This is a genomic window from Flavobacterium sp. UBA2787, from assembly GCA_002352205.1.
Lineage (GTDB): Bacteria > Bacteroidota > Bacteroidia > Flavobacteriales > Flavobacteriaceae > Flavobacterium.
In genome coordinates this window covers 1-23488 of the sequence record DEHZ01000016.1, presented here as the reverse complement: position 1 = coordinate 23488, position 23488 = coordinate 1, and the positions used below count along the sequence as shown (strand labels likewise).

Genomic DNA, 23488 nt, shown 5'->3' with positions numbered 1-23488 from the left:
ACTATTTTACTTGTTTTTCGGACAGCACTTTTTCTCTGTTTTCTTGTTCTTTCATAATTTCAGAAAGGTGGTTGGAAACTAAATTTTCTAATTCTTTTTCCGAAATATCATTTGCCTTAGGTTCATCAACTAATTTTAACCAAGGGGATTTTCCATCAAAATCATATTCACCAAAAACTAATACAGGAATTCCTTTGGCTTCAACGGTATTGGCATCTTTCAAAATCCATTCGTCTGCCCAATCATACATCCATTTGGCATCGTTTTCTAACAATCGCAAGCACGAATGCGAAGCCGGATAACCAGGCAATTCATATTGATGCCAACCCACGCCTTCTGTATTTTCGATGTTGAAATTCCAACGTAAAATCCACTCATCATCCACGGTGCTTTGTACTTCTTCACCTTTCCAATTCGTAAAAAACAATCCTGTTGGTGTTTTATGAGCTTTTGATCCTAAACTAGTTGGACCCCATTTGACCAATTCGCCATATTCATACAAACCATAAGCTTGAATAGGATAGGAGAAGATGGCAATTTTTGGTACATCATTTAATTTTTTAATAGTATATGGAAAAGCAGAATAGGCCAGAAAATCATCGTCAAATTTGTTTGGAATGATTAAAGTATCTGCTTTTTGAAGTGTGTTTTTATCAATTCGATTTAACGAAACGATTGTTGTTATTTCACTACTTGAAAATTTAGATTTGAAAACTTTACGAACCGAATCATTTTTTAAAGACCAAATCGTATACGTGAAGTCTTGTGGTTTGTCATATTTTCGGGTTGGTTTTGGTCGTTCGGTAGTTGCTTTTTCTTTTGATTCTTGGCAAGAAATTGCCACTGCGAATATAAATAAGAAAATTAGCTGTTTAAAATGTGTCATCATTAAGTTGTATATTTTGGGGTTTTACTTTTTTTTACAAGATAGTAGTTAGAATTGAAACATGCCATTTATAAGGAAATTTTTAACTTTTTTAAAAGAATTTCGTTGTTGAAAATGAGTTGTTTAATTGAAGAAATTATGAAAACTTACTATTTATCTTTCAATCAATGAAATTTCATTCTAATTCCCTCAAAAATAGTTTTGTATATTCAAAAAAGGTTCGTAATTTTGCACACCTTTTGGCGGAGAAGAGTTTCCATTGGGTATAAACAATTTATGTAAACACTTCTGCTGTTTTCTATCGCATTAAGAAACTCAAGAGAACACAGAATACAAATTTTTATTCAGAATGTCTGAAATTTTAAAAGAACAAGAAGCGTTTTTAGCAAACTTTAACTGGCATAACTTCCAAGAAGGAATTGATGCTGTAGATGAGAAAAACCTAAGAGAATTTGAAGAGTTAGTTGCTAAAACCTTCATTTCAACTGACAGCGACGAAGTAGTAATGGGAACTGTTGTTCGTGTTACTGATCGTGATGCTATCGTTGACATTAACGCGAAATCAGAAGGAGTTATCTCTTTAAATGAATTCCGTTACAACCCAGGATTAAAAGTGGGTGACAAAGTAGAAGTTTTAATCGATGTTCGTGAAGACAGAACCGGTCAATTGGTTTTATCACACAGAAAAGCTAGAACTATCAAGGCTTGGGACAGAGTTATTGCTGCTAATGAGTCAGGCGAAATCGTAAACGGTTTTGTGAAATGTAGAACTAAAGGAGGTATGATTGTTGATGTTTTTGGAATTGAAGCATTCTTACCGGGATCACAAATTGATGTGAAACCAATCCGTGACTACGATCAATATGTAAACAAAATGATGGAGTTTAAAGTGGTAAAAATTAATCACGAATTCAAAAACGTGGTAGTTTCTCACAAAGCTCTTATCGAAGCTGATATCGAAGTTCAGAAAAAAGAAATCATTGGTCAATTAGAAAAAGGACAAGTATTAGAAGGTGTTGTTAAAAACATTACTTCTTATGGTGTGTTTATTGATTTAGGTGGTGTTGATGGATTAATTCACATTACTGACCTTTCTTGGTCAAGAATCAATCACCCAAGCGAAGTGCTTGAATTAGACCAAAAATTAAACGTAGTAATTCTTGATTTTGATGATGAGAAAACAAGAATCCAATTAGGTTTAAAACAATTAAACGCTCACCCATGGGATGCCTTGAATGCAGACTTGAAAGTTGGTGACAAAGTGAAAGGTAAAGTAGTAGTTATCGCTGATTACGGTGCTTTCATTGAAGTTGCTGAAGGTGTTGAAGGTTTAATCCACGTTTCAGAAATGTCTTGGTCAACGCATTTACGTTCAGCTCAAGATTTCATGAAAATTGGTGATGAAGTAGAAGCTGTTGTATTAACATTAGACAGAGACGAAAGAAAAATGTCGTTAGGTATCAAACAAATGTCGCAAGATCCTTGGACTGATATCACTTCTAAATATCCTGTTGGTTCTAAACATAACGGTATCGTTAGAAACTTTACAAACTTTGGTATTTTCGTAGAATTAGAAGAAGGTATCGATGGTTTAATTTATATTTCAGATTTATCTTGGACTAAAAAAATCAAACATCCATCAGAATTCATCAATGTTGGTGAAACGTTAGATGTTGTTGTTTTAGAATTGGATGTTGACGGACGTAAATTATCGTTAGGTCACAAACAAACTACTGCAAACCCTTGGGATAAGCACGAAGATGCTTTTGCTGTAGGAACTGTTCATAACGGAACTATCGCTGAAATTGTTGACAAAGGTGCAACAGTTGATTTTGGTGATGATGTTGTTGCTTTCGTACCAACTCGTCATTTAGAAAAAGAAGATGGTAAAAAATTGAAAAAAGGTGATGCTGCTGACTTCAAAGTAATTGAATTCAATAAAGAATTTAAGAGAGTTGTTGCTTCGCACACATCAATCTTTAGAGAAGAAGAAGAGAAAAACGTGAAAGCTGCTTCAGAGTCTGTTGCTGCTAATAACAACACGAATGCACCTGCTCAAACTCTTGGAGAAAACAATCAAATTTTAGCCGACCTTAAAGCTAAAATGGAAAAAGGAGAGAAATAATATTTCTTAACTTCATAAATTTAAAATCCCTCTTCGCAAGTTGAGGGATTTTTTTTGTATAATTTCAACGTTTGTAGCTAATCACTAGTTATAATATTTACTCAACCAAATATCTTCATTAAAATTTTTACCTTGCCATAAGCAATAATAAATTGCAATTCCCATAATAGATTTAAGCATAAATAAAAAAGTAACTAAACCCATGACATTTTGCGGCGATTTGCCAAATAGGTTTTGCGGTAATAAACTAGTTAAAATTAAACTGATAAGTACTAATAAAATTATAAAATTGCCCATTGTTTTAAATGGTTTCATAGCCAATTTACGTAATGGATGTAAATCATTTCCCCATTTGTGAATTAAATAATAATAGCCATTTCCAATTGGAGCAAATAGTAAAGGATCATCATAATTTTCTAATTTAAACAATTTTGATGGAGCAATAATTCTGAAACCTTCAAGTTTTGTTTGATGTTCTTTTTCCAGTTGATGAATTTTCGTGATAGCCTCTTCAGGAATTTTCCCTTTAAATAAGTGACTATCTAAAAATCGTAATCGATAATCAACACATATTGATTTAATTTGTTCCAAATGAAATATTCTATCCGATTCTAAGCAATCATAAATGAATGTATTATGTTTTGTTGAACTTTTTTCTGTTAAGGTTGAAAGAATTTCAGTTCTTTTGATTTCATTTTCGTTTAAAATTGAAAAAACTTCATTTAAAATAGCTTCTTCTGTTTTAAATTTATGTCTCTCCAATCGTAATTCATTTAAAAGATTCTTCTTTTTCAGTAGCATTTTAAGATGTTTTTATAAGTTATATAAAATAATTACAATACGTTCTAAATTAATTATTTATCATATAAAAATGAAATTTTTATGAATTTATTTTCCGAAAAACATTCACTAAACTAATGTTAAATCGAAAGTAATTGAAAACCAAAATTATTGTATCAGCGTAACTTACTTTATAACTTAAAAAAAGCTATTATGAAAACACAAAGAAATTTAGTAACGTTAGTAGTTGCGTTTGCAATGATGATGGGAACATCAATTTTTGCACAAACCAAAGAAAAAACGGTTCAAGTGGGTGGAGCTCCAATGTATCCGAGTAAAAACATTGTTGAAAATGCAGTGAATTCAAAAGATCACACCACATTAGTTGCGGCAGTTAAAGCAGCAGGTCTAGTTGAAACTCTACAAGGAAAAGGACCATTCACCGTTTTTGCACCAACAAATTCAGCATTTGATAAATTGCCAAAAGGAACTGTTGAAACCTTACTTAAACCTGAAAATCTTAAAACATTACAAACTGTTTTAACTTACCACGTTTTACCTGGAAAGTTTAGTGCTGCCGATATTATTGCAGCCGTTAAATCAGGAAATGGAAAAGCAGAATTTAAAACCGTAAGTGGTGGAAAATTGTACGCTTCAATGAGTGGAAAAGATGTTATTTTGATGGATGAAAATGGAGGAAAATCGAAAGTGACAATTGCCGATGTAAATCAATCCAATGGCGTGATTCACGTAATTGATGCAGTTGTTACTCCAAAGTCATAAAAGTTTGTTGATTTGATTTTGTTTTAAATGGAAAAGACCACAATTTTTAAAGTTGTGGTCTTTTTTTATTATCTCAAAACAGCTCCTAACTCTTTTTCAAAATTCTGCTGAAGCTTGTACATTATTTTATCAATTTGATCGTCAGTCAGTGTTTTGGTTGTGTCTTGAATAACGAAACTCAACGCATACGACTTCTTTCCTTCCGGAAGATTTTTTCCTTCATACACATCAAAAAGATTAATGTCTTTTAGTAAAACTTTCTCTGTTTGACGGGCGATTGAATATAATTTATCAAACGTAACATTTTGATCTAATAACAACGACAAATCTCTTCGAACTTCAGGATATTTTGGAATATCTTGAAATTTAATTTTGTTGGAAATCATTTTCAATATCAAATTCCAATTAAAATCGGCATAAAAAACTTCTTGTTTTATGTCGAAATATTTCAAAATAGATTTCTTCACTGTACCAAATTCAACCAAAATGTCATTTCCAATGGCAATGGCTATTCCTTCATTAAATACATCACTCGAAACGGGAACAGTTTGTGTTTTTCCAAAAGAAAGTCGAGTCAGAACGGATTGAACATATCCTTTAAATAAAAAGAAATCACTTGATTTTTGTGGAGTTGTCCAAATTTCACCTTGACGATTACCGGTTACAAACAAAGAAAGATGTTTATTTTCTTCATAACCGGATGGCATTTTATGATAACTTTTACCAAATTCAAATAATTTTAAATCTGAATTTCTACGATTAATATTATACGAAACCGCTTCTAAGCCTGAAAATAATAATGATTGACGCATCGCTGATAAATCATTGCTCAACGGATTAAGCATCATTACATTAAATTCCTCTTTTAAATTTTCAGATAATTTCACATAATCAGGAGTGGTAAGAGAATTGGCCATCATCTCATTAAAACCTAACGAATTCAATTGTGAAGCAATAATGTTTTGCACTTTGTAATCTTCGGTTCTACCTGAATTGGCAACGGTTGCATTCAATTTTTTAGAAAACTGAATATTATTATAACCATACACTCGAAGAATTTCTTCAATTACATCTATTTCTCGCTGAACATCCACACGATATGCAGGAATCGTTAATCCTAAACCTGCATCGGAAACACTGTTTACTTTTATATCTAAGGAAACCAAAATTTTCTTGATGATTTCTTTTGGAATCTCCTGACCGATGATTTTATTTACTTTATTGAAGTTCAATAAAACCGTAAAATCCTCAATTTTCTTTTGATAAATATCGATAATATCAGATGTAATTTCACCACCGGCAATTTCTTTGATTAAAATGGCCGCTCTTTTCAAAGCATATTCTGTAATTGTTGGATCAATTCCACGTTCAAATCGGAAGGAAGCATCGGTACTTAATCCATGTCTTTTCGCTGTTTTCCGTATAGAAACTGGATTAAAATAGGCACTTTCTAAAAATATATTGGATGTATTTTCAGTTACGCCTGAATTTTTTCCACCAAAAACACCGGCAATGCAAAGCGGACCTTTTTCGTCGCAAATCATTAAATCTTCTTCGTGCAAAATTCGTTCTACATCATCTAAGGTTTTGAATTTTGTTCCACTTTCAACCGTTTTTACGATGATTTTTCCGTTAATTTTGTTGGCATCAAATGCATGAAGTGGTTGACCTAATTCGTGTAAAACATAATTTGTAGCATCAACAATATTATTTTTTGGCGTTAAACCAATGGCTTTTAAACGGTTTTGCAACCAATCCGGCGAAGGTTTCACCGTAATTCCGGAAATTGTAACTCCGCAATAACGAGGAGCAAGTTTGATGTCTTTTACTTCCACATCAATTTTGAGCGTTCTTTTATCTACTCTAAAACTGGTTACTGAAGGCGTAATTAATTCAGGATGAACATTTTTTTGAACCAAACCTGCACGTAAATCTCGAGCAACTCCCCAATGCGACATGGCATCGGCTCTGTTTGGTGTTAAACCGATTTCAAAAACTTCATCATCTTCAATATTCATTACTTTAGAAAATAGCGTTCCAGGTTGCAAAGAATCATCTAAAATCATAATTCCGTCATGATTTTCGCCAAGACCTAATTCATCTTCGGCACAAATCATCCCATGACTTTCTTGTCCGCGAATTTTTCCTTTTTTAATTTGAAATTCGTTTCCGTCTTTATCAAATAAATTGGTTCCAATGGTTGCTACAGGAACTTTTTGACCAGCCGCAACATTGGGAGCACCACATACAATTTGAATTGGATTTCCGTCGCCTAAATCAACTGTTGTTATTTTAAGTCTATCAGCATCAGGGTGTTGGACGCATGTTTTTACTTCACCAACCACAATTCCTTCTAAACCACCTTTAACAGATTGATATTTTTCGACTACTTCGACTTCTAAACCTAAGTCGGTTAAAAGAGCTGCTGTTTCTTCAGAAGTTGAATCTAATTTAATAAATTGCTTGAGCCAATTGTATGATATACGCATTTTCTATGAGCTTTTAAAGGTGGCAAAGATAATCAATGAATTACTTTTTGCATAATTTTAAATAAAAAAGGTCACTTAATTTAGCGACCTTTTTGAAACTTTTTTATTTAACTTGATTAATTGATGCAATACAGAAAATAGGATAATTTTTCACTTCCGGGTAAAACTTGGGAAACACTATTTGCGGACTTACTTTCTTGTGAAGTAGTATCAGTAAATTTGAAATGTGTTGACACATAGATGCATCCGTTTTTATCAAATTTTAAGTCCGCTTTTTCTATTCTAAAGATATTTTCAGTTTGTTGTGTAGTAGTTTTGAAATTATAAGAAGGAATTGTTTCAACATCATCAATACTTTTACGAATTTTAGAATAGGGTCCGAAATATAAATCAGTCTCCGAAATAGAAATATTAGCATTTGATTTACAAATCATATAAATAGTAGTTTCATCGTGATATATAGATAATTCACCAATCGATTTAGATTGATTATCTTCGATTTCATAATTCACTTCAGATTTTAAAGCAGAATCTTCTTTGGAGGAAACCAGTGCAAGATTTGTTTGTTCTTCGTTAAAAGAATCGTCTTTACTACAATTAATAGTCAAAAATGCAGTAAAAATTACTAGTGTAATTTTTTTCATGTTGGTTAAGTTTTTTGTGTTAGACTTGGGATCTATTCAAATAAATGCCGGGCAAGCTTTTAGTTGATGGTGCTAAGCTAAGTGCAAGATTTGTGATACAAAAATAAAATCGTTCAAAAACACTGTTTTATCGTTAACTAACTCAAAATTAGTGTAATTATTATGAATTAAAGGATTTCTTCTACGTGTTTTTTTATATTTGAAGCGATTTTTTCGATAGGTAAATCATTGGCATCAAAACCGAATGGATCTTCAATTTCTTCTGCAATTAATTCTAAACTTGCCAACACATAAAAAATAAAAATAACCACAGGTATCGAATAATAACCTAAACTGAAAACATAACCAAACGGCAAAGTCATGACATAAAAAAAGATAAATTTCTTAATGAAAGCACTATAAGAGTAGGGAATAGGCGTGTTTTTGATTCGCTCACAAGCACCACAAATATCAGTAAATGATTGTACTTCGCTGTTTATTATAATGAGTTGATCTCCGGAAATTTTCTTTTGTTCATATAAATCATTGACCTTCTGAAACAACATTTTTGCCACTTGATTGGGTTTATGTTTGTGATGATCAATTTCTAAATCAACATTTCCATAGAGTTGTTTGCTGGTTTCTTCGTCAGTTAAGTGTTTACTTAAAATGGATGCATAACCCGGAATCAATTTTCGAAAGTACTCTCGATCGCTTTCTTCTTTTAAAATTACTCGGAGTTTAATGGCTAAATTTCGACTGTTATTGACTAACCCACCCCATAATTTTCTGCCTTCCCACCAACGGTCATAGGCTGTGTTTGTTCTAAAAACCAACAACAACGAAATCACAAATCCCAACATATTGTGCATAATCGTGATATTGCTCAAATGACTTTTCTCAGACATTTTCCAATATTCTAACTCCAAATAACCAACACCAGAAGTGTAAAGACCAATAAAAATCATCATCGGAATCAGTTGTCGAAATGTATCGGATTTATGGAATTTGAAAATAAAAGTAATCCAGTCTTTTGGGTTATATTGAACCATTTTTTTGGGTAATGGGTTAAAGGTAATGGGTGATTGGTTTGAAAGTGTAAATGTAGAGAAGAAATTTTAATTTTTGATTGATGAATTTAAATTTTCATTTTTCAACCCGCAACCCGCAACCTTCATCTAACTAATATAATTCCAAATATTCTTCTTCTTACTCATTTCCATAAAAACCACTCGCAACGTTTGGTGTTCCGGTAGCGTCATCGAAGCATCTTTTTTCAAGAGTTTTATGGCTTCGTGGCGAGCAACTTGTAAAATATCTCGGTCGCGAACTAAATCAGCGATTTGTAAATTCAACACGCCACTTTGTTGCGTTCCCATAATATCACCGGGTCCGCGAAGTTTTAAATCGACTTCGGCAATTTCAAAACCATCGTTAGTTCTACACATGGTTTCTATACGTATTTTAGAATCATCACTCAATTTGTGACTCGTCATCAAAATACAATAACTTTGTTCGGCACCACGTCCTACACGACCGCGAAGTTGGTGCAACTGTGATAATCCAAATCGTTCCGCACTTTCAATGACCATTACACTTGCATTGGGAACATTTACGCCAACTTCAATAACTGTTGTGGCGACCATAATATTGGTTTTTCCGGCAGCAAAACGTCGCATTTCTTCTTCTTTATCAGCCGCTTTCATTTGTCCGTGAACGATGGAAACGCTATACTGCGGCAACGGAAAATCCCTTGAAATGCTTTCATAGCCATCCATCAAATCTTTATAATCCAATTTTTCACTTTCATTAATCAACGGATAAACAATATAAATTTGACGACCTTTTGCAATTTCATCTTTCAAAAATTTCCAAACTTTCAATCGATTGGAATCGTAACGATGCACAGTTTGAATGGGTTTTCGTCCCGGAGGCAATTCATCAATCACAGAAATATCTAAATCACCATACAAACTCATCGCTAATGTTCTCGGAATTGGTGTAGCAGTCATCACCAAAACATGTGGCGGAATATCATTTTTCTTCCATAGTTTTGAACGTTGTTCCACTCCAAATCGATGTTGTTCGTCAATAATCGCTAAACCTAAATTGTGGAATTGTACTTTGTCTTCCAACAAGGCATGTGTTCCAATGATAATATGTAATTCACCATTCTCCAATGCTTCATGAATGATTTTTCGTTCGGAAGTTTTAGTTGAGCCGGTTAGTAGTTTGATTTTGATATTCAAATCTTTAGCTAATTCAGTTAAGCCATTGAAATGTTGTGTAGCTAAAATTTCTGTTGGAGCCATCAAACAACTTTGAAAACCATTATCTAACGCCATAAGCATGCACATTAAAGCCACGATGGTTTTTCCGGAACCTACATCACCTTGCAATAATCGGTTCATTTGAGCATTGCTACCAAGGTCATTTCTGATTTCTTTTAACACTCGTTTTTGAGCATTCGTCAATTCAAAAGGTAAATGATTTTGATAAAAATTATTAAAATAATCGCCCACTTTTTCAAACGGATGACCTTTGATTTTATGTTTTCGAATGAGGTTTTTAGTGATTAATTGCAATTGAATAAAAAACAATTCTTCAAACTTCAAACGAAATTGAGCTTTTGCCAACAATTCCTGACTTTTTGGAAAATGAATATTAAACAACGCTGCATTCTTCGGAATCAACTTTAATTCATCCAACAAATAGGAGGGAAGTGTTTCTGTAAAACGAGCTTGCGTTTCCACAAACAATTGTTGCATCATTTTGTTAATGGTGCGATTGGAAATGCCTCTTTGAGTTAATTTTTCGGTAGAAGGATAAACCGGTTGCATCGCCGAACGCAGACTTTGTTTATGCTCTTCCAACAATTCTAATTCCGGATGAGCCATATTGAACATGTTGGAAAAGGAAGCCACTTTACCAAAAGCGACATAGACGGAATTGAGTTTTAAACTTTCACGAATCCATTTCTGACCTTGAAACCAGACCAATTCCATTTCACCAGTATCATCCACGAAAGTGGCAACCAATCTGCCTCGTCCTTTTTTTTGTTCAATTGTTTTGATGTGAATGATTTTTCCAACGATTTGCACTTCAGTATTTCCTGCTTGTAATTCATTGATTTTGTAATAACGCGTTCGGTCGATATAGCGATTGGGAAACAACGTCAACAAATCACCATACCGATGAATGCTGAGTTCTTTCCGTAGCATTTCACCACGAGAAGGACCAACACCTTTTAGGTATTCGATTGGAGTTTGCAGAATATCATTCATTTCAAAGCGAAGATAGTTTTTTGTGGTGGAATTTGAAAGATGAAATTGTTTCAATTATCAATACTTGAAATTTGTAGTTTTAATTCTACTGAAAAACGAGAGAATTGTTGATAATTTCAAATAAAAATCATATGAAATGTTAAAATATCTTCTTAATTTTATATTTCAATAATTTTTAAAACAATTAACATGGGATCATTTGTAATTAGTAAAAGAAAAAATGGTGAATTTCAATTTGTATTAAAAGCCGGAAATGGTCAAGTAATTTTGGCGAGTGAAGGATATACAACAAAAGCTGCATGTGAAAACGGAATTGAATCGGTTAGAAAAAACTCTCAAGACGATAAACGTTTTGATCGTTTAGAATCAAAAAATGGAAAACCATATTTTAACTTAAAAGCAACAAACGGACAAATCATTGGCAACAGCGAAATGTATGAATCAGTTGCAGCTCGTGAAAACGGAATTGCTTCTGTGACAAAAAATGCTCCTGATGCTGATGTAAAAGAAGATTTAGAATAACCACCGTACATACTATAGCAACCAAGCCTTGAGAAATCTCAGGGCTTCTTTATTTTAAGCTTTGATAGAGTGAAAATAGTCCAATAATTAGAATCAGAAATAGTGAAATTCGTTTGAAATAATCTTGTGAAATATATTTTAAAATTTTTTGACCAATCCAACTACCAACAAATCCGATGATGAATAGAAACGGAATATATATCAATATGTCTTTAGTAATATATCCGTTGCTGTAATAAACAAAAGTCCTTGATAAATCAATCATCATATCAATTGCTGCCGATGTTGCTACAAAAACGCTTTTTTCTAAATTAAAAGCAGCCATTGTTAATCCTCGAATAGCTCCACCGGTTCCGATTAATCCGGCTGAAAATCCTGAAATAGCACCTCCCAGAACAGTTTGTTTGAATTTTGCCGGGATGACAAGTTTGTCTTTAATCAAAAACAATAAACTAAGAGCGATTAGAAAAACACCTAATGTAATTTCTAAAATTTGACTTTCGAAAAATTTACTTAAAAATCCTCCAATAATCACGAAAATTACAGACGGAATTCCAATTTGAAGTATTAATTTTTTGTTTAATCCTTTTCTAAACAAATAGATTTTTGATAAGTTACTGGACAAATGGAAAATTGCTGTGATTCCTAATACGGTATGAAAATCAAAGAAAATATTGGCAAACGGTACAAAAAATACAGAAGAGCCAAAACCACCAATGGTACCAATGATTTCTGCAATTAATGTGAGCAATAAAAACCAAAGGGTTTTGTCAATTTCCATGATGCTGAATATATACTTAAAGGTACAAAAAAAACGCAAAATTGCTTTTGCGTTTCTTGGTTATTTTTAAGATGTAAAATCTATTTCCCGTCTTTATCAACTTTTGGTCTTTCGTCAGCGTTGGCTAATTCCCAAGCTACAGCAAATGATAATTGCGTTCTTTTGGCAAGCAAAGGATAATCAATTTTATCAGGTGTATCAGTTGCTTTGTGATAATCATCATGCACACCATTAAAATAAAAAATAGCCGGAATTCCTTTTTTCGCAAAGTTATAATGGTCTGAACGGTAATAAAAACGATTCGGATCATTCAAATCATTGTATTTATAATCCAATTCCATCCCAATATACTTCGTATTTGCTTCTTCCGAAATACGGTGCAAATCGGTACTCAAACGATCGGAACCAATTACATACACATAATTATTGTTGTCTTCTTTTCCATAGCCTCTTCTTCCAATCATGTCAATGTTGATGTTGGCAATGGTATTGGCAATTGGAAACAATGGATTTTCAGCATAAAATCGAGACCCATGCAAACCGTGTTCTTCACCCGTTACATGTAAGAACAAAATAGAACGTTTCGGGCCATTACCTTCTTTTTTAGCTTTTTGAAAAGCAGAAGCAATTTCTAATAATGCAACTGTTCCTGAACCATCATCATCTGCACCATTATAAACCTCGCCGTTTTTCATTCCAACATGATCATAATGAGCCGAAATAACTAAAATTTCATCCGGTTTTTCAGAACCTTCTACAAAAGCCCAAATGTTTTCTGAATCACCTAATTTTGGACTAAATTGTTTTTTGAAAAATTCAGACGGAATTGGTTGATAAAATGTAGTAGCTCCTTTTGGAAAAGAAATTCCCATCGCTTTGTATTGATTAATCAAGTATTCGCCGGCTTTTTTCTGTCCGGGCGTTCCCGTATCTCGACCTTCCATTTCATCAGAAGCAACAATATAAAGGTGTTTGCTTAAATTTTCGGCTTTAATTTCGGTTAAATACTTTTCAGGTGAAATTTCTTTAGCACTATTTTTATTAGAAGAGCATCCCGCTAACAAAAATCCCAATACAAAAGAACTCAGGATTATTTTTTTCATTTTATATCAAATTATTTCGACAAATATAATAAAGTAGGTTTACAAAATTTCTTTCAAGAATGATAAAAAGTGAACAAAGGAACGTTTGTCCGCCAATTCATTATAAGCCGCACCTTTAGAATTATCGTTTCCCGCTTTTTTATTTGTAAAAGAATGCACAGCACCGGAATAATAAATCATTTGCCAATCGGCTTTGGCATCTTTCATTTCTTTTTGAAAAGCTAGGATTTCTTTTTCGGGAACAAACGGATCATCTGCACCATGAAGCACTAAAACTTTTGGTTTAATTTCAGATATAATTCTGTCTTCCGCCTTGCCTAAACCACCATGAAATGAAACAACTCCTTTCACATTTAATCCAGCACGAGCGGCTTCTATAGCTCCGGTTCCGCCAAAACAATAGCCAATTACTACAATCTTATCTTTATTGGCTCCGGCTTTAATGAGTTGGTCGAGTGCTAATTGAATTCTCTTGTGATAATCAGCAACATTATTTTTATAATTACCGGCCTGTTTTCCGGCTTCAGAGCTATTTTTAGGATAATTTCCTTCACCATAAATATCAGCAATAAAAGTATGATGACCTAAGTCTGCGAGTTGTTGGGCCACTTCTTTGGAATGATCGTCAATTCCCATCCATGCCGGTAAAATCAAAATACCGGAATTGTCAGTATTTGCTTTTTTAGGTTTGGAAGAAAATCCGTTTAGGTTTTGATTTCCGTCTTTATACGCAACAGATTGTATTTGAGCATTCATTGAAAAATGTGCAAATAACAGTAAGCCAAATAGTTGTTTCATAATTAATTTTTTATTTCAAATTTCGTTATTTAATTTTAAGAAAATGTAATAATTAGTGTAATTTTATGATTCAAAATTCAATTAATAATAATGAAAGAACTTTTAAAGACAACGTACGGTTTTATTTTTGAAGATAATTTAATAGATGAAATAGCAGAAGTTTCCTTACTTAGAGATTTTAGTGAAGGCGATGTTTTAATTGATTTTGGTGATTATATCAAAAAAATGCCATTACTCATTGAAGGAGCTATCAAAATTTTAAGAGAAGATTTTGATGAGGGTGAATTACTTCTTTATTTTATAGAAAAAGGCGATACGTGTGCAATGACTATGGCCTGCTGCATGGGCGAAAACAAAAGTGAAATTCGTGCCGTTGCCGAAACCAACGGTAAAGTTATCATGATTCCGGTGCACAAAATGGAGGAGTGGCTAGGTAAATATAAAAGCTGGCGAAATTATGTGTTTAACAGTTACAATAACCGTTTAAAAGAAATGCTCAATGCGATTGATAATCTGGCATTTATGAATATGGATGAACGATTAATGAATTATATAATCGACAAATCAAAAATTAATCATTCTAAAGAAATTCATACTACACATCAGGAAATTGCCTATGATTTGCACACTTCTCGTGTGGTGGTTTCACGACTTTTGAAAGCGTTAGAAAATGGTGGTAAAATTAGACTTCATCGTGCTTCAATCGAATTATTGAAATAAATAATGTATCAAAAGTTACAAAGTAATCGATTTATCAGCTTTACTTTTGATGAAAATTATAATAATGGAAACAGCCCAAATAGTAGGATATTTGCTTGCCATTCTAGTAGGAGTTTCACTGGGGTTAATTGGTAGCGGCGGTTCCATTTTAACCGTTCCAATATTAGTCTATATCATGGCTGTTGAACCTGTTTTGGCCACAGCATATTCTCTATTTATTGTAGGTTCTACAGCTTTGGTTGGCGGAATAAAAAGTGCACTTCTTAAAAAAGTTGATTTTAAAACAGTTTTAATTTTCGGAATTCCTTCAATAGCAGCAGTTTACTTAACAAGAGCATTTCTGGTTCCAATAATTCCTGATGTAATTTTTACTGTTGGAACGTTCAAATTTACCAAACCTATTGCTTTAATGATTTTGTTTGCAATCGTTATGATGATGGCATCGGTTTCAATGATAAAGCCTTCAAAAGTAAAAATTGATGAAAATCTACCATTAATATACAATTTTCCACTTATTTTAGTAGAGGGTATCGCGGTCGGAGTTTTAACAGGTTTAGTAGGAGCAGGGGGCGGATTTTTAATCATTCCCGCTCTAGTTTTATTTGCCAAAATGCCAATGAAATTAGCCGTTGGAACGTCACTTTTTATCATTGCCGCAAAATCACTTATAGGTTTTTTAGGCGATTTAAAAAGTGATCAGCCAATCGATTGGAGTTTGTTATCCTATTTTACAATCGCCTCCATAATTGGAATCTTCATCGGAATTTTTCTCTCCAAAAAAATAGAAGGAAACAAATTGAAAACCGGTTTTGGCTGGTTTGTTCTTTTAATGGGAATTTATATCCTAGTTAAAGAATTAGTATTATAATTGTAGTATGATTTTTAAAACCGCATTTTCAGGAATTCTTTTTACTATTTTAATAGCGGCTTTTGCATTGACAATAAGTACTGTTTTTCCTTTTTTAAACAGCATTTTAATCGGATTGTTGTTAGGAATTGTAATTGGAAATTTCTTTAAACTACCATCAAAATTATCTCCCGGAATAAGTCTTACAGGTTCGAAAGTCTTAGAATTTTCGATACTTTTTTTAGCCTTTGGTATCAATTATTCTTACATGGGAAAAATTGGTTGGCAAAGCTTTTTATTGGTTGCAGTCGTTGTTTTTGCAGTCCTAATTTTCAGTGTTTTTTTATCCAAAAAAATGAATTGTCCTAGCACAGTTGGTTGGATGGTTGGGTTTGGAACCGCCATTTGTGGTTCCAGTGCCATTGCCGCTTTAGCTCCAAGTTTAAATAAAAATAAAGAAGATGTTGGCGTTGCTATGGCAGTAGTTAACTTATTTGGTACGTTAGGAATGCTTTTCTTACCATTAATTCTAACACTTTTTTCTTTTTCAACCACAGAAATAAGTTTGCTTTTAGGAGGAACACTACATTCTGTTGGAAATGTAGCCGGAGCAGCTTTTGCCATTTCACCTGATGTAGGAGATCAAGCCTTAACCATAAAATTAGCTCGCGTTGCATTGCTTTCTCCCGGTTTAATCTTTTTTTCCTTCTTAACCCAAGACAACAAAGGCAAAAATTGGAAAAGCTATTTTCAGCTACCTTGGTATTTATGGGGTTTTATTTTAATAACTGTTTTTGTTTCATTATTTGAAATTCCACAAAGTTTTATTGATTTTTCTTCAGAAATTGGTAAAGTATTATTAACTGTAGCAATGACAGCAATTGGATTGAAAGTAAGTTTTTCAGCCCTAATTCAATCCGGAAAGAAAGGATTATTCTACGGTTTTCTGATTTTTTTATTTCAAATTATATTGATTCTTCTCGGGATATTCTTTGTAATTAACTGATAAATATCATTTTGTATTTTTTTATTGGAGACTATTTTTATCAAAATTTTTAATACAATGAAAATAGAACAAATTTATACAGGCTGTATTGCACATGCTGCTTATTATGTGGAAAATAAAGGTGAAGCAGCTATTTTTGATCCACTTCGTGAAGTTCAACCCTATATTGATCGAGCAAAAAAAGACAATGCTAAAATTAAGTATGTTTTTGAAACGCATTTTCATGCCGATTTTGTTTCCGGACATTTAGATTTAGCCCAAAAAGAAGGAGCAAAAATTGTCTACGGACCAACTGCAAAACCCTGTTTTGATGCTTTGGTAGCAGAAGATAATCAATTGTTTAAAGTTGGTGATTATACTATTAAAGTTCTTCACACGCCCGGACATACGCTAGAAAGCACAACCTATTTATTAATTGATGAAAACGGGAAAGAACACGGAATAATTTCCGGTGATACTCTTTTTATTGGCGATGTGGGCAGACCCGATTTGGCTCAACATGTGATTGCAGATTTAACGCAAGATAAATTGGCTCGAATGCTTTTTCATTCGCTTCGAAACAAAATCATGCCTCTTTCCGATGATTTAATCGTTTATCCTAATCATGGAGCCGGCTCTGCTTGCGGAAAAATGATGAGCAAAGAAACGACTGATACCTTAGGAAATCAGAAAAAAACAAATTATGCACTTCGACCTGATATGACAGAAGACGAATTTGTGAACGAGTTATTAAATGGTTTAACAACTCCGCCAGCCTATTTTCCTAAAAATGTATTGATGAATATTCAAGGGTATGAAAGTTTAGATACAATAATGCACAGAGGAAAAATTGCTCTGTCGTTAGACGATTTTGAAAAACTTTCAGCAAATAAAGATATTCTCTTGCTTGACACTCGTAGAGCTGAAGATTTTGCAAAAGGATTCATTCCAAATAGCATAAACATCGGATTGGAAAGTAATTTTGCCATGTGGGTGGGAGAATTAATTGATAATATTAAACAAAAAATTCTTCTCATAACTTATCCCGGCAAGGTAGAAGAAAGCATCATTCGCCTTTCAAGAGTTGGATATGATTATGTCATCGGATATTTAGAGGGTGGTTTTGATGCTTGGTTAAATGCAAATAAAAAAATAGAGTTAATAAATAGAATTACTGCTCAAGAATTATCGCATGAAATTCAAAATAATAATAAACTTTTAATAGACGTTAGAAAGAAAAGTGAGTTCAATGCAGAACATGTAATTGATGCAATCAATATTCCGTTAAATGAAATTTCTAAACGTCTAAATGAATTTCCAAAAGATAAACCATTCGTTTTAAATTGTGCCGGAGGATATAGAAGTATAATAGCCGCTTCTATTTTAAAGCAAAATGGTTTTTCAAATTTTTCAGATGTTGTCGGAGGTTTTTCAGAAATCAAGAAAACGTCAATACCAACAACAGAATTCGTTTGCCCATCCACCTTATTATAAAACAATCATAAATTTTTGTCAAAGCCTGAATTGATTGATTCAGGCTTTTTTAATTTCTTATCTTTGTAACTATTGTTACAATTTTTTTACTTGGCAATATTTAATTTTACCAAAAATTAGTAATTTATGAAAATAGAACAAATATACACAGGATGTCTTGCTCAAGGAGCTTATTTTATTGAAAGTAATGGCGAAATTGCTATTATTGATCCATTGCGTGAAGTCCAACCCTATATTGATAAGGCAGAAAATGTTAACGGAAAAATTAAATACATTTTTGAAACCCATTTTCATGCAGATTTTGTCAGTGGTCATGTTACGTTAGCCGAAAAAACAGGAGCACCAATTGTTTACGGACCAAATGCTAATCCCAGTTTTAAAGCTCACATTGCTAAAGATGGCGAAGTATTTCAATTAGGCGAAATCACTATTACTGCCGTGCACACGCCCGGCCATACGATGGAAAGTACAACCTATTTATTAAAGGATAAAAACGGAAAAGATCATGCCATTTTTAGCGGTGATACTTTGTTTTTAGGTGATGTAGGCCGTCCCGACTTAGCTCAAAAAGCCGCTGATATGACACAAGAACAATTAGCCGGATTATTGTATGATAGTCTTCGAACCAAAATCATGACATTAGCCGATGATGTAATTGTTTATCCTGCACATGGAGCCGGTTCTGCTTGCGGAAAAAACCTAAGCAAAGAAACCGTTGGCAGCATTGGTGAACAAAAAGCAACAAATTATGCGTTGAGAGCAAATATGACCAAAGAAGAATTTGTGAAAGAAGTAACCGACGGTTTATTACCACCGCCTGCCTATTTTCCAATGAACGTTAAACTAAACAAAGAAGGCTACGAAAACGTAGAAAATATTATTAAAGAAGCTCAAGCATTTGAACCTAATGTGTTTGAAACCGTTGCAAATGAAACGGATGCACTAGTTTTAGATGTTCGTAATCAAGAAGAATTTGCTAAAGGACATATTCCAAAATCAATCTTTATCGGTATCGACGGACAATTTGCTCCATGGGTTGGTGCGTTAATTTTAGATTACAAGCAACCTATTTTGTTGGTAACTACAGAAGAAGGTAGGGAAGAAGAAACTATCACACGCTTAGCACGTGTTGGCTATGATAATACTGTAGGCTTTTTAAAAGGTGGTTTTGAATCTTGGAAAAAAGCCGGTATGGAATACGACACCGTAACTTCTGTTGATGCTGCTGTTTTAGAAGAAAAAATAAAAGAAAATGTTCCCGTTTTCGATGTTAGAAAACCGGGCGAATATGCTTCTGAACATATAGTCGATGTACCATCAACTCCGCTAGATTTCCTAAACGAACATTTAAACAAATTTCCAAAAGAACAAGATTTCTATGTGCATTGTGCCGGTGGATACCGCAGTATGATTGCCGCATCCATTCTAAAAGCAAGAGGCTATCACAATGTTATTGATGTAAAAGGTGGTTATGCTGCTATAAAACAAACCGAAATTAAAAGAACGGCCTACGTTTGTCCGAGTACTTTATAATTTTTAAAATAATTAGTATGAAAAAAATAATTTTGATATTTCTATTCGCATTTGTTGCATTTTCTTGCCAATCCCAAAAAGATTCAAAAATTAAAGTTGTTCAAAAATCAGAATTTCAAACGGTAATTGCAAATGAAAATGTTCAACTCATTGATGTTAGAACGCCACAAGAATATGCAGATGGTTTTATCAAAGGAGCAAAAAATATTAATGTAAATGATGCTAATTTTGAAACCGAAATCCAAAAGTTAGACAAAACCCAACCTGTTTACATCTATTGCAGAAGCGGTGCTAGAAGCCAAACAGCTGCCAAGAAAATGGTAGAATTAGGTTTCACGCAAATTATTGATTTACAAGATGGTTATATGAATTGGAATTAATTTTATTGACATGTCAAATTTTACAGATATCATTAATTCTCCAAAACCCGTGTTGGTAGATTTTTTTGCTACTTGGTGCGGACCTTGTCAAATGTTAGCTCCAATTTTAAAGGAAGTGAAAGATGAATTGGGAGAAAATATTTCAATCATCAAAATAGATGTTGATAAAAACCAACCATTAGCAGCTCAATACCAAGTGCGAGGTGTGCCAACTATGATGCTTTTTCAAAATGGCAAACAACTTTGGCGACAATCCGGAGTTCTTTCTAAACAAGAAATTATCAAAATAATTCAAAATAATAGGTAAGATTGATTTTTTCTAAAGAATAAGTCTAAATCTTAAAATTGCATTAAAAAATGTTGGCTTTTGTCAAAGTATCACAATAAATTATATATTTGTAATAATAAATCGTTAATTCTTAAAATCGTATATCATGAAAAAATTAGTTTCATTATTAGTTGTAGCCGCGTTTTTCGTAACTGCAGATGCTATGGCAACAGATCCAAAAAATAAAGAAAAGAAAAAAGATAAAGCTAAAACTGAAAAAGCTGCTTGCTCAAAAGAAGAGAAAAAAGATTGTGCAACCGGCGAGAAAAAAGCATGTTGTGCTTCTAAAAAAGCAGAAGCAAAATCATAATTATAATTTAAAGTTAATAAAAAAGTGTCAAAGAAATTTGACACTTTTTTTATACAAAATACCTATCTTTCGAGAAAAATTGCTCTATGAAATTTCTTAAGCTTTTTTGCTTACTTTTTGGCTTTTCGTTGACTTCAATTAGTCAAACATTAGAAGAACCAATGATGCAAACAGATATTATTTCTAAAACTTATTCTCAACAATGGGAACTCGATTCCATTCACAAAAAAGGTACATTTCGCTTAGTTTCCTATAAACCAATCTATATTTCAGCCGGAAGATGGTCAAGTAACCCAAATGAAAAACCCTACAGCGAAAATCCTGATTATTCCGCCACAGAAGCACAAGATTTCAACCGTTACGAAGCAAAATTTCAACTGAGTTTCAAAACTAAATTACTTCAAGGTTTGTTTTGGGGAAAAGCAGACATTTGGCTAGCTTATACACAAAAAGCGTATTGGCAGATTTATAACAAAGATTTGTCAAGAGCATTCCGAGAACTCAATTATGAACCGGAATTAATCTTTGTCTATCCATTAAAAATCAAAGCATTCGGCGGATATTTCCGTTCAACAGGTGTATCGATTAATCATGAATCAAACGGGCGTGATTTTCCACTGTCAAGAAGTTGGAACAGAATAATCTTCCATCTGGGATATGAAAACAATAATTGGATTGTCTCCTTAAATCCATGGATACGTTCCGCAGACACCGATGATGAAAATCCAACCATAACAAAATTCATCGGAAATGGTGAAATTACTGCGGCTTATTCGTATAACCGACATGAGTTTTATACCATTGTCAGACATCCATTTGACCGAATCAAAGGCGGAAGCATACAATTAAACTATGTTTTTCCAATGAGAGGACACTTAAGAGGTCATGTTCAATTCTTTCATGGATACGGCGAAACACTTGTCGATTACAACCACAGCCAAACTACACTCGGAATCGGAATCTCATTCGCCAATTGGTAAAATTAAAATTAATTTAAAAAACTACTTTTATGAATTTATCACACATCGAACACATCGGCATTGCCGTAAAAAGTCTGGAAGAAGCAATCCCTTTTTGGGAAAACATGCTGGGACTCAAATGTTATAACATCGAAGAAGTAAAAGAGCAAAAAGTCAAAACCGCCTTTTTCATGATTGGTCAATCCAAAATTGAACTGTTAGAATCCACCGATCTCGACGGACCAATCGGAAAATTCATAGAAAAAAAAGGCGAAGGAATTCATCATCTTGCCATCGCAGTAAAAAACATCGAAGAAAATTTACAAGAATTAGATCAAAAAGGAGTTCAATTAATAGACAAAACACCCAGAAAAGGAGCAGAGGGATTGGATATTGCTTTTATTCATCCTAAAGCTACACATGGCGTTTTGCTAGAACTTTGTGAGAATAAAAACGGATAATCAATTGATTTTTGGTAAAACCAACTTAAATTCACTCAAATAACTGTCTAATAATTCACCTTCTTTAAAAACTTTTTTGAACAGAATTTCTTCCGTGCCAAAATGGAAATGAACCTCTACAAAAAAAGTATTTAAACTGTAGAGTTTTTTAATCACAGGTTTTCCATTGCGTTCAGCAACAACAACGCCTTTGTCAAAAAGAATTTCATATTGTTGTTTTTCCGCTAAGGCCAAAAATTTAATAAGTTTCAAACTAGTTTTATTTTTGACGAAGATACCAAAAAACTTTTTTTAAAGAAATTTTTTTCAAAAGTTCAAAAAACAATTTTTTATATTTGATAAAAAAACAAATATGCTCTTTCCAATAGGCGACGACCAAGTCAAAGGCGGACAATTTCCTCTCTTCAGTTACGTTTTTATTGCGATAAACATTGCCGTATTCTTTTTTCTGCAGATTCCAAGCGAAGTTTTTACCTATTCCTACAGCACAGTTCCTTACGAAATAACAAAAGGAGTCGATTTGGTCGGCAACATCCAAGGCGTTCCGCATTACCCGGGACCAACACCTATATATAGTACACTTTTCACCTCCATGTTCATGCACGGCGGATGGATGCACCTCATAGGAAACATGCTTTTTCTCTGGATTTTTGCAGACAACATCGAATCCACCGTCGGAAGAAAACGATTTATACTATTCTATTTATTAGCCGGACTAACCGCCGCTTTAGCCCACGTTTTTTCCGCACCAAACTCAATAATTCCAAGTTTAGGAGCAAGTGGAGCCATAGCAGGTTGCCTCGGATGCTATTTAGTGATGTTTCCAAAATCAAAAATCAAAATGCTTTTTATCATTAAAATCTTTAGCGTTCCCGCCTTTCTTTTCCTTTTGTTTTGGATTGCTCAACAATTTTTCAGCGTTTACACAGCTTCTCAAAACCCAATTCAGGAAAGTGGTGTCGCTTGGTTTGCCCACATCGGCGGATTCCTTTTTGGCATCTTAAGCGGAATCTATTTCCGTTTCTACTATCCCAAAATGAAACACATCAACCAACAATACATTCCCGTAAACAGAAATGCCAACCGTTACAACAACCGCCAAATCACCAATCATTTTAAAAATTACTCTGATTAGTTGTATTAGAAGCTAATCCCGCTTTCCATTCCAAGCTTGTTTGTCTTGTTGTTTTTTTCTAAGTCAAAAAAAGAGCTTCCTTTGGTCGCTTTTTTTCGCCAAGAAAAAATACAACAATCCTTCACAAGGCTTTCCATTACAATCGGGGCTAGGGGAGCAGAG

The 23488-nt window shown here is 33.4% G+C and carries 24 protein-coding genes; 14 read left to right on the top strand and 10 right to left on the bottom strand.

Annotation, left to right across the window (positions count from 1 at the left end):
* Nucleotide 1 precedes the first annotated feature (1 nt).
* Nucleotides 2–889: a L,D-transpeptidase gene (locus B4N66_RS15315; RefSeq protein WP_291095976.1), complete on the bottom strand. Its 888-nt coding sequence runs from the start codon at nt 887–889 to the stop codon at nt 2–4.
* A gap of 346 nt (nt 890–1235) precedes the next feature.
* On the opposite strand from B4N66_RS15315, the gene rpsA reads away from it, so the two are divergent.
* The gene (rpsA, locus tag B4N66_RS15310) at nt 1236–3011 is read left to right on the top strand and encodes a 30S ribosomal protein S1 (RefSeq protein WP_248433961.1); all 1776 of its coding nucleotides are present in this window, start codon (nt 1236–1238) and stop codon (nt 3009–3011) included.
* 84 nt (nt 3012–3095) lie between these two features.
* On the opposite strand, the gene B4N66_RS15305 is transcribed toward rpsA, so the two are convergent.
* Nucleotides 3096–3812 carry a hypothetical protein gene (locus B4N66_RS15305; RefSeq protein ID WP_291095974.1) on the bottom strand — a complete coding sequence of 239 codons (717 nt, stop codon included), beginning with the start codon at nt 3810–3812 and terminating at the stop codon, nt 3096–3098.
* 192 nt (nt 3813–4004) lie between these two features.
* On the opposite strand from B4N66_RS15305, the gene B4N66_RS15300 reads away from it, so the two are divergent.
* Complete coding sequence (locus B4N66_RS15300) at nt 4005–4574, top strand: fasciclin domain-containing protein (protein ID WP_291095972.1); 570 nt, start codon at nt 4005–4007, stop codon at nt 4572–4574.
* A gap of 68 nt (nt 4575–4642) precedes the next feature.
* Here the strand turns inward: B4N66_RS15300 and pheT are convergent, their stop codons facing one another.
* The 4 genes from pheT to recG form a co-directional block, all read right to left on the bottom strand.
* Nucleotides 4643–7063 (bottom strand): phenylalanine--tRNA ligase subunit beta, encoded by a 2421-nt coding sequence (gene pheT, locus B4N66_RS15295; protein WP_291095970.1) that lies wholly within the window; start codon nt 7061–7063, stop codon nt 4643–4645.
* A 116-nt stretch (nt 7064–7179) separates the two neighbouring features.
* Nucleotides 7180–7707 carry a hypothetical protein gene (locus B4N66_RS15290; protein ID WP_291095968.1) on the bottom strand — a complete coding sequence of 176 codons (528 nt, stop codon included), beginning with the start codon at nt 7705–7707 and terminating at the stop codon, nt 7180–7182.
* A 167-nt stretch (nt 7708–7874) separates the two neighbouring features.
* A complete protein-coding gene (locus B4N66_RS15285) occupies nt 7875–8738 on the bottom strand; it encodes a bestrophin family protein (RefSeq protein WP_291095966.1) in 864 nt (287 codons plus the stop codon).
* A gap of 126 nt (nt 8739–8864) precedes the next feature.
* Nucleotides 8865–10970: an ATP-dependent DNA helicase RecG gene (gene recG, locus B4N66_RS15280; protein ID WP_291096167.1), complete on the bottom strand. Its 2106-nt coding sequence runs from the start codon at nt 10968–10970 to the stop codon at nt 8865–8867.
* A gap of 189 nt (nt 10971–11159) precedes the next feature.
* On the opposite strand from recG, the gene B4N66_RS15275 reads away from it, so the two are divergent.
* The gene (locus B4N66_RS15275; RefSeq protein ID WP_248433955.1) at nt 11160–11492 is read left to right on the top strand and encodes a YegP family protein; all 333 of its coding nucleotides are present in this window, start codon (nt 11160–11162) and stop codon (nt 11490–11492) included.
* Nucleotides 11493–11541: 49 nt separating this feature from the next.
* Here B4N66_RS15275 and B4N66_RS15270 read toward each other — a convergent pair whose 3' ends face one another.
* The 3 genes from B4N66_RS15270 to B4N66_RS15260 form a co-directional block, all read right to left on the bottom strand.
* The gene (locus tag B4N66_RS15270; RefSeq protein ID WP_291095963.1) at nt 11542–12273 is read right to left on the bottom strand and encodes a sulfite exporter TauE/SafE family protein; all 732 of its coding nucleotides are present in this window, start codon (nt 12271–12273) and stop codon (nt 11542–11544) included.
* A gap of 80 nt (nt 12274–12353) precedes the next feature.
* Nucleotides 12354–13376, bottom strand: a complete 1023-nt coding sequence (locus tag B4N66_RS15265; protein ID WP_291095962.1) for a M28 family metallopeptidase — start codon at nt 13374–13376, stop codon at nt 12354–12356.
* A gap of 39 nt (nt 13377–13415) precedes the next feature.
* A complete protein-coding gene (locus tag B4N66_RS15260; RefSeq protein ID WP_291095961.1) occupies nt 13416–14174 on the bottom strand; it encodes a dienelactone hydrolase family protein in 759 nt (252 codons plus the stop codon).
* A gap of 90 nt (nt 14175–14264) precedes the next feature.
* On the opposite strand from B4N66_RS15260, the gene B4N66_RS15255 reads away from it, so the two are divergent.
* The 10 genes from B4N66_RS15255 to mce all read left to right on the top strand — a co-directional run bounded on the left by B4N66_RS15255 (nt 14265) and on the right by mce (nt 22191).
* Entirely contained in the window at nt 14265–14894 is a 630-nt protein-coding gene (locus B4N66_RS15255; protein ID WP_291095959.1) for a Crp/Fnr family transcriptional regulator, read from the top strand.
* Nucleotides 14895–14958: 64 nt separating this feature from the next.
* Nucleotides 14959–15762: a sulfite exporter TauE/SafE family protein gene (locus B4N66_RS15250; protein ID WP_291095957.1), complete on the top strand. Its 804-nt coding sequence runs from the start codon at nt 14959–14961 to the stop codon at nt 15760–15762.
* 7 nt (nt 15763–15769) lie between these two features.
* Entirely contained in the window at nt 15770–16747 is a 978-nt protein-coding gene (locus tag B4N66_RS15245) for a YeiH family protein (protein WP_291095955.1), read from the top strand.
* 57 nt (nt 16748–16804) lie between these two features.
* Complete coding sequence (locus B4N66_RS15240; RefSeq protein ID WP_291095953.1) at nt 16805–18220, top strand: MBL fold metallo-hydrolase; 1416 nt, start codon at nt 16805–16807, stop codon at nt 18218–18220.
* A gap of 126 nt (nt 18221–18346) precedes the next feature.
* Nucleotides 18347–19753: an MBL fold metallo-hydrolase gene (locus B4N66_RS15235; RefSeq protein WP_291095950.1), complete on the top strand. Its 1407-nt coding sequence runs from the start codon at nt 18347–18349 to the stop codon at nt 19751–19753.
* Nucleotides 19754–19770: 17 nt separating this feature from the next.
* Complete coding sequence (locus tag B4N66_RS15230; protein ID WP_291095948.1) at nt 19771–20133, top strand: rhodanese-like domain-containing protein; 363 nt, start codon at nt 19771–19773, stop codon at nt 20131–20133.
* 10 nt (nt 20134–20143) lie between these two features.
* Nucleotides 20144–20440, top strand: a complete 297-nt coding sequence (gene trxA / locus B4N66_RS15225) for a thioredoxin (protein WP_291095947.1) — start codon at nt 20144–20146, stop codon at nt 20438–20440.
* Between the two features lie 127 nt (nt 20441–20567).
* Entirely contained in the window at nt 20568–20771 is a 204-nt protein-coding gene (locus B4N66_RS15220) for a hypothetical protein (protein WP_291095945.1), read from the top strand.
* 86 nt (nt 20772–20857) lie between these two features.
* Entirely contained in the window at nt 20858–21751 is an 894-nt protein-coding gene (locus B4N66_RS15215) for a phospholipase A (RefSeq protein WP_291095943.1), read from the top strand.
* A 29-nt stretch (nt 21752–21780) separates the two neighbouring features.
* The gene (mce, locus tag B4N66_RS15210; RefSeq protein WP_291095941.1) at nt 21781–22191 is read left to right on the top strand and encodes a methylmalonyl-CoA epimerase; all 411 of its coding nucleotides are present in this window, start codon (nt 21781–21783) and stop codon (nt 22189–22191) included.
* Here mce and B4N66_RS15205 read toward each other — a convergent pair whose 3' ends face one another.
* A complete protein-coding gene (locus tag B4N66_RS15205) occupies nt 22192–22443 on the bottom strand; it encodes a hypothetical protein (protein ID WP_248433942.1) in 252 nt (83 codons plus the stop codon).
* Between the two features lie 100 nt (nt 22444–22543).
* Between B4N66_RS15205 and B4N66_RS15200 the strand changes: the two genes are divergently transcribed.
* Entirely contained in the window at nt 22544–23326 is a 783-nt protein-coding gene (locus tag B4N66_RS15200; RefSeq protein ID WP_291095939.1) for a rhomboid family intramembrane serine protease, read from the top strand.
* Nucleotides 23327–23488: the final 162 nt, after the last annotated feature.